8 protein-coding genes and 1 pseudogene are annotated in these 13830 nt (G+C 70.5%); 5 read left to right on the top strand and 4 right to left on the bottom strand.

Annotated features, from left to right (window positions below):
• Positions 1–252 precede the first annotated feature (252 nt).
• Positions 253–1491: a hypothetical protein gene (locus tag AB0M99_RS22430; protein ID WP_365923032.1), complete on the bottom strand. Its 1239-nt coding sequence runs from the start codon at positions 1489–1491 to the stop codon at positions 253–255.
• A gap of 96 nt (positions 1492–1587) precedes the next feature.
• Here AB0M99_RS22430 and AB0M99_RS22425 point away from each other — a divergent pair, with 96 nt between their 5' ends.
• Entirely contained in the window at positions 1588–2061 is a 474-nt protein-coding gene (locus AB0M99_RS22425) for a universal stress protein (protein ID WP_365923030.1), read from the top strand.
• Complete coding sequence (locus AB0M99_RS22420; RefSeq protein ID WP_365923028.1) at positions 2061–2306, top strand: DUF6213 family protein; 246 nt, start codon at positions 2061–2063, stop codon at positions 2304–2306. The genes AB0M99_RS22425 and AB0M99_RS22420 overlap by 1 nt, the downstream gene beginning before the upstream one ends.
• Positions 2307–2322: 16 nt before the next feature.
• Here AB0M99_RS22420 and AB0M99_RS22415 read toward each other — a convergent pair whose 3' ends face one another.
• Positions 2323–2535, bottom strand: coding sequence for a CHAT domain-containing protein (locus AB0M99_RS22415; RefSeq protein WP_365923026.1), 213 nt, complete (start codon positions 2533–2535; stop codon positions 2323–2325).
• 37 nt (positions 2536–2572) lie between these two features.
• Positions 2573–2677, bottom strand: a pseudogene (locus AB0M99_RS22410) (hypothetical protein); the annotation flags it as partial.
• Between the two features lie 10 nt (positions 2678–2687).
• Between AB0M99_RS22410 and AB0M99_RS22405 the strand changes: the two are divergent.
• Entirely contained in the window at positions 2688–2873 is a 186-nt protein-coding gene (locus tag AB0M99_RS22405; RefSeq protein WP_365923024.1) for a hypothetical protein, read from the top strand.
• Positions 2874–2924: 51 nt separating this feature from the next.
• Here the strand turns inward: AB0M99_RS22405 and AB0M99_RS22400 are convergent, their stop codons facing one another.
• Positions 2925–4544, bottom strand: coding sequence for an ATP-binding cassette domain-containing protein (locus tag AB0M99_RS22400; RefSeq protein ID WP_365923022.1), 1620 nt, complete (start codon positions 4542–4544; stop codon positions 2925–2927).
• Between the two features lie 253 nt (positions 4545–4797).
• On the opposite strand from AB0M99_RS22400, the gene AB0M99_RS22395 reads away from it, so the two are divergent.
• Together AB0M99_RS22395 and AB0M99_RS22390 are read left to right on the top strand one after the other, a co-directional pair.
• Complete coding sequence (locus AB0M99_RS22395) at positions 4798–13569, top strand: SpvB/TcaC N-terminal domain-containing protein (RefSeq protein WP_365923020.1); 8772 nt, start codon at positions 4798–4800, stop codon at positions 13567–13569.
• A 2-nt stretch (positions 13570–13571) separates the two neighbouring features.
• The gene (locus AB0M99_RS22390; protein ID WP_365923018.1) at positions 13572–13808 is read left to right on the top strand and encodes a DUF2283 domain-containing protein; all 237 of its coding nucleotides are present in this window, start codon (positions 13572–13574) and stop codon (positions 13806–13808) included.
• Positions 13809–13830 lie beyond the last annotated feature (22 nt).

The raw sequence follows: 13830 nt of genomic DNA, 5'->3' as shown, positions 1-13830 counted from the left end.
GGGCGGGCCGCGGAGCGGGCCGCTGTTCTCTGGGTGGGCGCGCAGCGCCCACCGTCGCGGGCCGCGGAGCGGGCCGGTCACCCGCTGCGCGGGGAACGTTTGAACGCTCATCCCCCCCGGGCCTTGTGCCGGCCGGCCCTGGAAGTGGGTGCCGGCACCCGGGCCCGGGCCCGGGCGCAGGAGCGCCGAGGCGCAAGGGCCTGTTAGGGGCCACCGCTCATACACCGGCACGGCCGGCACCACCGCCGACGCTCATCCAGTGGGCGACGGGCGGCCCCAGCCCTCCTGCCGGTCGACGGCCGCGAGCAGCGCCGGTTCCCATCCGGCGGCCGCGAGCGAGGCGTTGTCGGTCAGGCCCGCATCGGCCAGGACGGCCAGCTGCACCCCGTGCTCGACACCCTCGGCCCACGCGTCGCGCACCGCCTGACGGAGCGCGACGCGCGCGGCCCGCTCCCCCGCGGTGCCCTCCTGGCCGATCCGCAGCGCCGACAGCGCCGCCGCCCGGGTGGCGACGAGGTCCAAGAGCGCTGCGGCCTTCTCCGCGTCCGGTTGCATCGCGGCCGCGGTCGCCTCGGGGACCACCCCGCGCCGGAGCCGTTCCATGCGCGTCGGTAGCGGCTCCCATCCCGGCTCCCCGGCCATCGCCTCGTTGGTCTCGGCCACCGCTCGGGTCCAGGCACGCGCGAGGCCCCTCGGCTGGAGCGGCGTACCGGCGGGGACCCGCTGCCCGTCGCGGTGGTTGCCGTGCAGGGACACCCACAGCGCGGTGGCCGTGCCGCCGACCCGTGCCATGAGTGCCCGCCGCTCGGGCAGCCAGCGGCGTACCGCGTCCCGTGACAGGTCCGACAGGGCCAGCAGTTCCGTATGGGCCTCCGGCTCACCGGCGCCCTGGGGGCGGCGTACGACCCGCAGTTCCTCGATCGTGGGCGAGAGGTCCCCCACCGTGCAGGCGCACTGCTCCCCGGCGCGGACCCCGGTGTCGCAGACGGTCGCGCCGATCGCGAGCATGCGGATCCGGCCCGCGCCGGCGCCCGGGGCGTCGGCGAGCCGGCGGAGCTGTTCCCGCAGCAGTGCACGCGGCCGCTCGGCGACGGGTTCCTTGTCCGGCGGGTCGGGCTGCGGCGGCAGGTCGGCCGCAGCCTCGGCCCCGAGCGCCTTCACCAGCAGGTGCAGGACCTCCAGCCGGATCTTCGCGCTGTGGCCCGAGTCCTTCTTCGGATCGCGGGCCGCTCGCAGGCGCAGTGCCCCCGCCCCGGCGAGTTCCAGGTACGTCTCGACGTGCTCGCGGGCGAAGAGGTCCTCGGCCGTCGCGTCCTGGCCCAGCGGGTGCTCCGGCCGCTCCAGGGCCCGGCCGTACTCCCCCGCCACCCAGGTCACCTGACGGGCCCGGGACTTGCTGGTGGAGGGCCATCCGGCCACTTCTGCAGCCGCCGCCGCGAGCAGTTCCCGGCCCAGCACTCGATCCTCCGCATCGTCCGTGGGCATCAGCATGGGCTTCAGCATTTCACCCGTCGCCAGGTGCCTGCGACCCCGGCGCGTAGGGACCTTTTGTCCGGGTATGCGACTAGTAGCAGGAAGGACCCGGTCATGAACGGCAGCGAGGGGATCTCGCGCGTGGTCGTGGGCGTCGACGGCTCACCGGCTTCATACGAAGCGCTGCGGTGGGCGGTGCGCCACGCACGGTTCGTCGGAGCGACGGTGGACGCCGTCGCGGCCTATGACGTACCTGCGGCGGACGGCTGGTCCGCGCCGACCGTCGATACCGGTTTCGACGAGGAGCGGGCCAGGCAGGACCTGACCGCCGAGATCGGAACCGTGCTCCTCCAGGTCGGTGAGGTGCCGCTGGTGCAGCACGTGGTGCGGGGGAACGCGGCCGACGTGCTGACGAAGGCCTCGGTCGGCGCCGAGGTGCTGGTGGTGGGGAGCAGGGGCCGCGGCGGCTTCGCCAGTCTCCTGCTGGGCTCGGTCAGCCAGCAGTGCGCCCTGTACGCGCCGTGCCCGGTGGTCATCGTGCGGCAGGGGACGGTCGACGACGCCACGGCGGCTGCGGAGGCGTCCTGATGCGGGTGTCGATACCCCTGGTCCTGGACGGCCATCTGCTGGTCCCCGCCGACGAGGTCTCGGATCTGCTGCGGCTCATCGCGGCGAGGTGGGTGCGGGCGACGGATGCCGGCGAGACGGATCTGGATCCCGAGACTGTGGAGGTCCTGGCCGGAGCGCTGGCCGAGGTCGCCGATCAGATCGACGTCGAATGCATCGCCTTCGTTCCGCTGCGCGACGCGGAAGACGGGCCCCCGCCACCCTGACGGGGCGCGGGCTCCCTCAGGCTCCCGCGTGCAGGTGGGCGGCCCACAGGGAGGGCGCGGTACGGGCGCGGTCGCGGAGGACGCGGACGGCTTCGTGCAGGGCGTGGGCCGGGCCCGGCGCGGTGGGCAGGGCCGCGTAGAAGGCGCGGGCGATGTCGACTGCCTCGCGGTCCGCGATCCGCGATCCGCGATCCGCGATCCGCGATCCGCCAGAGCGTGCCGATGACATGGGGGTATCCGGCGAGCTGGAAGGCGGAGGTCAGGTGGATGGCCTCGTCGATGAGCCCGGTGTGGGTGGCGAGGGCCGTGCTGCACGCCGACAGGTAGGCGAGTCGGGCGTGGTCGAGCCGTACCTCGCTCAGGGCGGCCACGGTGAGGGGCTTGGCCCGCCACCGCGTGCGGGATTCGGCCGACACGTACGCCGGACTGCTGGAGAGCGTCACCCGGCTGCATGCGACGACGTTGGCCGGCCACCTCGGCCTGGAGCACACGGGACCCCTGACCCCCGTCCTGGGTGATGCCCTCCCCCACCACCTCCAGGTCCGGATGCCGCCGGCGGCGGGCTGAGCCGCGCCCGTACGCCGATCCGGCCCCGCGGCCCACCCCGCCCGGTGCCGCTCAGCGGGCCCGGGCCACCCGGGCTTCGTCCCACACGGGCTCCGGCGTCTCCCGTACGACCCCGTCGGACCCGAATACGAGGAACCGGTCGAAGGACTTGGCGAACCACCGGTCGTGGGTGACGGCGAGGACCGTGCCCTCGTACGCCTCCAGGCCCTCCTGTAGCGCCTCCGCCGACTCCAGGTCGAGGTTGTCGGTCGGCTCGTCGAGCAGCAGCATGGTGGTGCCGGCCAGTTCCAGGAGGAGGATCTGGAAGCGGGCCTGCTGGCCGCCCGAGAGCTTCTCGAAGGGCTGGTCGCCCTGGCGCTCCAGTTCGTAGCGCCGCAGGACGGACATGGCCCCGCCGCGGTCCTTGGCGTGCTCGGTCCACAGGATGTCGGCCAGGGTGCGCCCCAGCAGCTCGGGGTGGGCGTGGGTCTGGGCGAAGTGGCCCGGCACGACGCGTGCGCCGAGCTTCCAGCGGCCGGTGTGCCGGACGTCCTCCCCCGCGAGCAGGCGCAGGAAGTGGGATTTGCCGGAGCCGTTGGAGCCGAGGACCGCGACCCGCTCGCCGAAGAAGACCTCCAGGCCGAACGGCTTCATCAGGCCCGTCAGCTCCAGGTCCTGGCAGGTCGCCGCCCGGACGCCGGTGCGGCCGCCGCGCAGCCGCATCCGGATCTCCTGCTCCCTCGGCGGCTCGGGCGGCGGGCCCGCCTCCTCGAACTTCCTGAGCCGGGTCTGCGCCGCCTGGTAGCGCGAGGCCATGACGTCGCTGCGGGCCGCGTACTGCTGCATGTCCTGGACGAGCCGCTTCAGCTGGGCGTGTTTCTCGTCCCAGCGCCGCTTCAGTTCCTCGAAGCGGGCGAACCTCTCGCGCCGGGCCTCGTGGAAGGTGCTGAAGCCGCCGCCGTGCACCCACACCTCGGACCCGGCCGGACTCGGCTCGACGGCCACGATCTTCTGGGCCGCGCGGGAGAGCAGCTCGCGGTCGTGCGAGACGAACAGCACGGTCTTGCGGGTCTCGGCCAGCTGCTCCTCCAGCCATCGCTTCCCGGGCACGTCGAGGTAGTTGTCGGGCTCGTCGAGCAGCAGCACTTCGTCCGGCCCCCGCAGCAGCGCTTCGAGCACCAGCCGCTTCTGTTCGCCGCCGGACAGGGTGCGCACCTCGCGCCACTGGCACTTCTCGTACGGCATGCCGAGCGCAGCGGTGGTGCACATGTCCCAGACGGTTTCGGCCTCGTAGCCGCGTGCCTCCGCCCAGTCGCTGAGCGCCTGCGCGTACTTCATCTGGGCGGCCTCGTCATCGACCGTCATGATCAGGTGCTCGGCTGCGTCGACGGCCTGGGCGGCGGCCCGGATCCTGGGCTGCGCCACGGAGACCAGCAGGTCCCGTACGGTCCGTTCGTCCCGTACGGAGCCGACGAACTGAGGCATCACCCCGAGGCCGCCTCCGGTCGTCACCGTACCTCCGTGGGGCTTGAGCTCCCCGGAGATCAGCCGCAACAGCGTGGTCTTGCCCGCACCGTTCGCCCCGACGAGCGCCACGACCGCGCCTTCGCCCACCCGGAACGACACGTCCCCGAGCAGCACCCGCCCGTCGGGCAGGTAGTACTCCAGGTGTGCGGCTTCCATATGTCCCATGAGGCGGCATTCTTCTTCGTGCCCGGACGACCGGCAAGGCAATTAAGGCCGCCTGAGCAGGGACTGGGCATGGCCCGGGCCGGGCCGTCGGTCGCGCCGGGCACGCGTTGCAGGATCGTGACCGCCCGAGATGACCTTGTCTCGAAAAGCCGTACGGACGATCCGGTTCCCGATCTACCGTTCGGTACCGAAGGGGGCCGGGGTCGTCGAAGGACCCGCGCTCCGGGGGCGTTTGACGGTGTGGGGGCTCTTTGTGACTGTCCAGCGCGTGTTCCGCGGCCGGACCGGCGTGATCGTTTTCCTGGTCATGGTGCTCTCCATGTTCGGGCTGACCTCCCCCGTGCGGTTCCAGAGCGCCGCGGCGGGACCGGACGCGGGGTCGGCGGTCACCGGGCCGGAGGGGCCGGAGGGCACCTCCTTCAACCCCAACCAGATCAAGGACATCAAGGCGGCCGACCCCGGCGCCGGGGTGAACCTGATCCAGGCCCCGACGGCGAACAGCACGGGCGACGCACGGCTGACGTACCCGCTGGAGATACCCAAGGGCCGCGCCGGCCTGCAACCCGAGCTGTCGGTCGCCTACAACTCGGCGGGCGGCGGCGGCTGGACGGGCGTCGGCTGGGACCTGGCCACGCCGTCGATCACGGTGGACACCCGGTGGGGTGTGCCGCGCTACGACAGCGGCAAGGAAACCGAGTCGTACGTACTGAACGGGGAGCAGCTGACCCCGGTGGCGCACCGCGGCGAACTCCAGGCGCGTACGGCGGAGAAGGTGTTCCACTCCCGGGTCGAGGGCCGGTTCGACCGGATCGTCCGGCACGGGGACAAGCCGTCGAACTACTGGTGGGAGGTCACCGACAAGCAGGGCACCCGTACCGTCTTCGGCGGGGCGGAGAACACCACGCTCGCCGACGCGTCCGGCAACATCGCGGTGTGGGCGGTACGCGAGGTGCGCGACGGCCACGACAACCTGCTGCGCTACCACCACGTCCGCGTCGAGGACGGCGGCGTCGCGAACGCCTCCGTCCCGGGTCGGGCGCTCTACCCGCAGCGCATCACCTACACCGGGCACGGCGCCGCCGAGGGCCGCTATTCGGTCACCTTCATCCGGGACCGCGACCGCGGGGAGGCGCGCCGCGGCGATGTCCAGATCGACGCGCGGTACGGCTTCAAGAGGGTCACCGCCGACCTGCTGCGGCGCATCGAGGTCAAGCTGGACGGCCAGCTGATCCGCGCCTACGAGCTGAACTACAAGGCCGGCGCGTTCGCCAAGACGCTGCTCACCTCGGTGTCGCAGTTCAGCGAGAGCAACCAGTTGTTCAACACCCACACGTTCGACTACTTCGACGACGTGCGCGACCAGTCGGGCAACTACAACGCCTTCGCCGATGCGGCGGGTTGGTCGGTGCCGGACGACGACCTCGGGGTGAACATCCGCGAGGGCGAGGCCAGCGCGATCTCGGCGAACACGTCGGCCAGTTTCGGCGCGCACCTGTTCGCGGGCTACAACGTGCAGGGGCTGCCGACCAAGGAGGGCTCGGTCGGGTTGAAGGTCGGGTTCAGCGCGGGCCAGTCCGACGGCCTGTCGACGCTGGTCGACGTGAACGGCGACAACCTGCCGGACAAGGTGTTCCGCAAGAACAACGACGTGTTCTACCGGCCCAATCTGGCCGGACCGGGTGGTGAGGCGAAGTTCGGCGACACGCCGGTCAAGCTCACCAACCTTCCGGGAATCTCGACCGAGCGCACGCTGTCCGGCACCATCGGCGCCGAGGCGTACGTCCTCACGACCTCGGCCCAGCTGGACTTCGTGGGCACCACGACCACCTCGGACCGGTTCTTCACCGACGTCAACGGCGACGGCATCACCGACCTGGTGAACAACGGCGGCGTGCTGTTCGGCTACCTGGACGCCAACGGGCAACCCGCCTACAGCGCGGACTCCGCCCGCACCCCGGCGCCGGTCGGGGGCGGCGCGGTGACAGGCGAGATCGTCGGGGACCAGACCGCTCAGTTCAACCAGCAGGTGGACAACTCGCCGCTGCTGGACTCGGTGCGCCGCTGGGTCGCGCCGTTCGACGGCAACGTCCGCGTGGACGGCCTCGTGCAGCTGACCCAGGACGCCTCCCCGGCGCGGGCTGCCTACACCAAGGCCGACGGCGTACGGGTCACCATCCAGCACAAGGACGCCGAACTGTGGGCGCAGCGGATCGGCCCCGATGACCACACCGAGTTCGCCCCGGGCAATGTGGCGTCGATTCCGGTGAAGAAGGGCGACGCGCTCTACTTCCGCACCCAGTCCATTCTGGACGGCAAGTACGACACCGTGGCGTGGGACCCGGCGATCACCTACACCAACCTGCCGGCCGGCACGGACGCGAACGGGTTGGCGAACACCGTTTTCCGCGCGTCGGCCGACTTCACCTTCGGCGGCAGGCCGTCCTTGGTGACCGTGCCGGTGAACGGCACGTTGCGGCTGACCGGTGACGTGGTCAAGTCCAAGGCGACCTCGGACGACGTGACCGTCGTGATCGAAAAGGGCAATGGTGTCCACGCCGGCACGGAGGTGTTCCGCAAGGTCCTGCCCGCCGCGTCGACCGGCACCTCCGCCATCGACGTGAGCATTCCGGTCAGCACGTTCGAGAAGATGTCGTGGAAGCTGAAGACCGACTCCCCGATCGACGCCTCGGCGGTGAGCTGGGCTCCGAAAGCGCACTACACGGCCGCGCAGGGAGTCGAGTCGGTCGTCGACGCCGCGGGCAATCCCACGCTGGTGATCACCCCGCCGTACGACCTGGACATGTACCCGGCGAACACCCTCGCCGCGCCGCAGCAGTCCTACAAGGCGACCAAGACCGGCCAGTTGAAGGTGCGGCCGAAGGTGTCCCTCAACTTCAACTTCTTCGGTGATGCCAAGATCGCGTTCACGGTGAAGAAGCGCGGCGGGCAGCTGGTCGGCAAACGGGTCTTCGAAGCCAAGGACGCCTCCCCCTTCAGTAGGAAGAACCTGGACCTGACCGTGCCGGTCACCGCCGGCGACGAGCTCTACGTCGACTACTCCACGACGGAGACCAGACTGCTCGGCGCGCTCATCGAGCAGTCCGCGTCGGTCACCTACGACGTGACGTCGAGCTGGCCGGCCTTCACCCCGGCGCCCAGCGCCATGCACGGTTCCGTCGGGCAGGGCGCCTTCGCCCAGCCCTACCGCGGCTGGGGCGTGATCGGCTACCAGGGCAACCGCGACCGCGCCACCCAACCGCTCAAGCAGGCCGAACTCACACTGGACCAGAGCTTCAAGGACGCGCTTCCCAAGGAACCCAAGGAAGCGGACGTCGCGCCTTTCGCCGCGAATCCCCGGCTCACCATGCCGCGCCTCGCGGTGTTCGCCCCCGTTCCCGCCAAGGGCGGCTGGGCCGCCCAGGACGAGTCCTCCTGGGTCACCGCCGCGATGGCGACCAGTTCCCGCCTCGGCGCGGACACCATCGACATCGTCACCGACGCCGACGTAGCGGGCGACCGGGCGGTGATGCGCCGCGGCGTCACCGGCCAGGTGTCGGCCACCCTCGCGGCAGGCCCGTTCGGAGGCACCGTGGTCGGCGGGATCACCGCGGGCTCGGTCGACTACCTCGACCTCAACGGCGACGGCTACCCCGACGTCGTGGGCGCCAAGGAGATCCAGTTCTCCGACACGACCGGCGCGCTCGGCGCCACGCGCGGCACCCTCGGCGGCAACGTCCGCGAGGCGGACAACGTCTCCGGCAACGTGTCGTTCTCCGCGGGCAGCGAGACCGCCACCATCGCCAGCGCACTGGGCATGGCCGCGCCCGACGCGGGCACCAGCGCCAACACCGCCACCACCGGCTCGGTCCAACCGTCGCTCGGCATCGGCGGCAGCCTCGGCGGCGGCGAGTCCGACGTCCGCGTCGACCTGATCGACATCAACGGGGACGGGTTGCCGGACAAGGTGTTCGGCAACGGCGACATCCAGTTGAACCTCGGCTACTCCTTCGCCGGCCGCGAACCCTGGTCTGCCGGACCGATCAACGACGCGTCCACCCGCAACGTCGGCGTCAACCTCGGCTTCAACGTCGACCGCTACGGCTTCGCGGGCGGCGTCTCCGCCGAGCTGGGAACCTCGTTCACCAACGCGAGCATGACGGACGTCAACGGCGACGGCCTCACCGACCGGGTGTTCACCGACGGGGCCAACCCGATCAAGGTCGCGCTCAACACCGGCACCGGCTTCACCGCGCCCGCCCCTTTCCGCGGCAGCTTCCCCGAGATCGCCGTCGACAAGAACGCCAGTCTCGGCGCGGGCGTCTACTTCACCGTCGGCCTGCCCACTCCCGTCGGCGTCTTCGTCTTCAATCCCGGCGTCAACGCGTCCACCGGCATCAGCCGGGCCGAAACCAGCCTGCGCGACGTCAACGGCGACGGCCTGGCCGACCACGTCAAGTCCACCCGGGACAACGAACTGCTGGTCGCGGTCAACAAGACCGGCCGCACCAACCTGCTGCGCTCGGTCAGCCGCCCGATGGGCGCCCGCATCGACCTCGACTACAGCCGGTCGGGCAACACCACCGCCGTGCCGCAGAGCCGCTGGGTGCTCTCCCGCACCACGGTGTTCGACGGCCTCGCGGGCGACGGTGCCGACACGCGCCTGACCACCCACCGCTACGAGCAGGGCCGCTACGACCGGCTGGAGCGCGAGTTCCTCGGCTTCGGCCGCGTCGTGACCGAGGACCGCGACCCCGGTGCCGGCGACGCCGTGCGCCGCACTGTGACCGACGAGTACCGCACCGACGGCTACTACGGCCGCGGCCTGCTCGCCCGTACGCTGACCGCGGACGGCGCGGGCCGCCCGTACCGCGAAACGGTCAACACCCACCGGCTGCACGACACTTCCTCGGGCGCGGAGGCCGACCCGAAGAGCCTGACCGCCACGGTGTTCCCACAACTCACCCGGGTCGAGGAGAAGTTCTACGAGGGCGCGGCCACGGCGGCCAAGACCACGTACACCGACCTCTCGTACGACGGGTACGGCAACGTCGTCCGCACCTTCGACGCGGCCGACGAGGGCGCCGCGGACGACCTGGAGACCACCTACCGGTACAGCGCGTCCGACCCGGCGTGCCGCGACCGCGGCATCACAGGGATCGCCGACGTGCTGCGGCAGAAGGCGGCTGCGACCGGTGCGCTGCTGCGGCACCGCGAGTCCACGGTCGACTGCGCGACCGCCTCGGTGCGCCAGGTCCGCGACTACCTCACCGACGACACCCCGGCGGTCTCGGACCTGGAGTACCACCCGGACGGGAACCTGAAGTCGGTGACCGGTCCGGCGAACGCGACCGGGCAGCGGTACAGGCTGGAGTACGGCTACGACACCGTCGTCGGCGTGCACGTCGAGTCGGTCGTGGACAGCTTCGGGTACCGGTCGTCCTCGTCGCACAACCTGAAGTACGGCCTTCCGGAGCGCAACACCGACCAGAACAACCAGTCGGTCCTGATGTCCTACGACGGCGCCGGGCGCCTGGACACGGTGACCGGGCCGTACGAGAAGGGCGGCGGCCGGGCAACGATCGACTTCGACTACCACCCCGAGGCGGCGGTCCCGTACGCCACGACCAGGCACCTCGACCGCACGGCGACGGACGTGCGCGCGGACACCATCGACACGGTCACCTTCGGCGACGGCCTGGGGCGGGTGCTGCAGACGAAGAAGGACGCCTCGGTGGCCGCGTCGCCGGGGGCGGCGCCCGCCCAGGTGATGACGGTGTCCGGCCGGCTGAAGTTCGACGCCCTCGGCCGCGCGGTGGAGAAGTACTACCCGGTCACGGAGGCCAAGGGTTCCGCGAACACCGCGTTCAACGCCACGTTCGACACCGTGGCCCCGACGAGGGACACCTTCGACGTGCTGGACCGCTCGGTGAAGACGGTCCAGCCGGACGGGGTCACCACGAGCACCGGGTACGCGTTCGGCCTGGACCGGGCGGGGACGACCCGGTTCGAGCGGACGGTGACGGACGGCAACGGCAAGGAGCGCCGTACCTACACCGACGTCCGCGGCGCGACCACGTCGGTGAAGGAGTTCAACGGTCCGACGGTGATCGCGACCGGCTACGAGCTCAACCCGCTGAAGCAGGTCACTGCGATCACCGACGACAAGAACAACGTCACGCGCGCCGAGTACGACGGCATGGGGCGCCGCACCGTGTTCGACAGTCCGGACGCCGGGCGCACCGAGACGCGCTACGACCTCGCCGGGAACATCACGGCGAAGACCACCGCGAACCTGCTGGCCGTGGGCAGGACCGTCGAGTACGACTACGACCACTCGCGGCTGAAGTCGATCCGGTACCCGACGTTCCCGGGCAACAACGTCACCTACGCCTACGGCGCGCCCGGCGCGCCGGACAACGCGGCGTCGCGGGTCACCGAGGTCCGCGACGCGTCGGGGACGACGGCCCGCGCCTACGGGGCGTTGGGCGAGGTGGTCAAGGAGACCCGTACGATCACCGCCGCCGGCGGCGCTCCGCGCACCTACACCACGTCGTGGCGCTACGACGCGTTCAACCGCGTGCTGCAGCTGACCTACCCGGACGGCGAGGTCCTGAGCTACGACTACGACTCCGGCGGCCAGGTCACGCGCGCGACCGGGGTCAAGAACGGGACCGGGTACACGTACCTGGACCGGCTCGACTACGACAAGTTCGGGCAGAAGGTCCTGCAGCAGACCGGCAACGGAGTGCGCACGACCTACTCCTACGACGCCGAGGACCGCAGGCTCGCGGCGCTGAAGTCGGTGGCTCCGAACGGGACCGCGTTCCAGAACCTGGGCTACACGTACGACAACATCGGCAACATCACCGGGCTGGCGAACAACGCGCCGCAGGGCGGGGAGATCGGCGGTCCCAGCACCCAGACCTACGGGTACGACGACCAGTACCGGTTGACTTCGGCGTCCGGGCAGTACACCGACAAGAACAACCGGGTCAACAAGTACACGCTGACCCTGGGCTACGACTCGATCCACAACACCACGAGCAAGTCCCAGCGCCACGAGGTCGCGGGCGGCATCCCGGCCTTCGCGGCGGGCGGCGGGTCCGCCGGCCCGATCGAGCCGGTGGACGACCCGTCGAACCCGGTCGACGTCCAGGACAGGACCAGTTACGACTACGCGTACGCCTACGACGGCACCAAGCCGCACGCGCCGAGCAAGGTCGGGCCGGTCACCCAGGCCTACGACGCCAACGGCAACCTGACCGACACCGTCAACACCGCCGCCGGCGGCAAGCGGCGGCAGTTCGTGTGGGACGAGGAGAACCGCCTCGCCTGCAACCAGGACGCCGCGACGGCCACCGTCCCGCAGGACCCGACCGGTTGCACCGACGCCACCGTCGCCTACACCTACGACGACAAGGGCGACCGCGTCGTCAAGAAGGGCGACGGACTGTCGCTGTACCCGAACCGCAACTACAGCGAACGCGACGCCACGGGCTACAAACACGTCTTCGTCGGCGACAGCAGGCTCACGACCAAGACGGTCGCCGCCACCGGGACCGAGGACGCCCAGTCGTTCTACCACGCCGACCACATCGGCTCGTCGGGGTACGTGACCGACAAGCAGGGCGCGGTCAACGAGCACCTGGAGTACTTCCCGTTCGGGGAGACGTGGGTGGAGGAGCGGACCGGGCAGGCGGACACCCCGTACCGGTTCACCGGCAAGGAACTCGACGCCGAGACCGGGCTGTACTACTACGGAGCCCGCTACTACAACCCGAGAACCCAGCTGTGGGCCGGCGCCGACCCGGCGCTGCCCGACTACCTCGACAAAGACCTCGCGGGCGGCATCGGCGAACCGCGCAACCTCGCCGCCTACACGTACACGCACAACAACCCGGTCAAGCTGACCGACCCGACCGGCAAGTGGCCGAAGATGCCGTCGTGGAAGACGATCGGCCACACCACCCTGGACGTGGTCGGCATGGTCCCGGTCGTCGGTGAGGTCGCCGACCTGGGCAACGCGGGCTGGTACGCGGCGGAAGGCGACTACGGCAACGCCACCCTGTCCGCCGCCTCGGCCATCCCGGGCTTGGGCTACATGGCGAACGCGGCCAAGTTCGGCAACAGGGCCATCGACGCCGTCCAGGCGGCCAAGAACGCCGACAACGCCGCCGACTTGGCGACAACAGCCAAGGCCGCCGACGCGCCGCCCGCCCCGAAGCCGGACACACCGACCTCGTGCATCACGAACAGCTTCACCGGTGACACTCCGGTCCTGATGGCCGACGGCGCCCGCAAACGGATCGACGAGGTCGAGATCGGCGATCAGGTCATCGCCACCGACCCGCAGACCGGGGAGAGCGGCCCCCGCACGGTCACCCGTCTGATCACCGGCTACGGCGAGAAGTCCCTGGTGGAGATCGCCGTTGCCAACCCGGACGGCTCGGCGGGCAAGGTCGTCGCGACCGACGGCCACCCGTTCTGGATCCCGGCCCTCGGCCGCTGGGTGGACGCCGGCAAGATCACCCCCGGCACCCTCCTCCAGACCGGCAGCGGCACGTACGTGCAGGTCACCGCGGTCCGCGCATGGACCGAGGTCGAGCGCGTCCACAACCTCACCGTCGACGACATCCACACGTACTATGTGCTGGCGGGTAATAGTTCGGTACTGGTCCACAATTGCGCCGGCTACTTCCCGGGACACGCCGACTCATGCACATGTGAGGGCATCGGCGACATCACGCCAAAGGCGACGACCCCCAAGGCCACCACTCCGGGCGACACCTTTACGGGTCACGCCATGCAGCGACTGGAGCGGCGCGGGGTCTCGGAGGAGGACGCTCGGAGTGTTCTCGGGAGAGAGCCCTTCTCCTATTTCCACGAAGGCCAATGGAAGTCGGGCTACTACGATCCCAATTCAAAGGTGTTCGTCGGTAAGACCATCGACGGCAACGTGAACACAGTGATGACCAATGTGGACAAGGCTTACATCAACCGCCTCCAGAACCAGAGAGAGCGCTGACCGTGGCAGACGTGAGGATCACATATGACGAGGGGGCGAATGCGGCGTACCTCTACTTCACCGAACCGCATGCGCGCCCGAGGGTGGCACGCATGTACCCGTGCGATCCGGTTGAGGTCGGAGGCATGATCAACCTCGACTTCGACGAGAACGGGTGCCTCATCGGCCTCGAAGTGCTGGCGGCCAGTTCAAAGCTGCCGCAGTACGTACTCGATGCGGCGGAGCGAGTCGACAGATGAATCCGGCGGGGTCGAGTGCGGT

This window comes from Streptomyces sp. NPDC051183 (assembly GCF_040682455.1).
In the GTDB taxonomy this organism is placed as follows: domain Bacteria; phylum Actinomycetota; class Actinomycetes; order Streptomycetales; family Streptomycetaceae; genus Streptomyces.
Note: the sequence above shows the minus strand (reverse complement) of the source record. Positions and strands in the feature narration are given on the sequence as shown.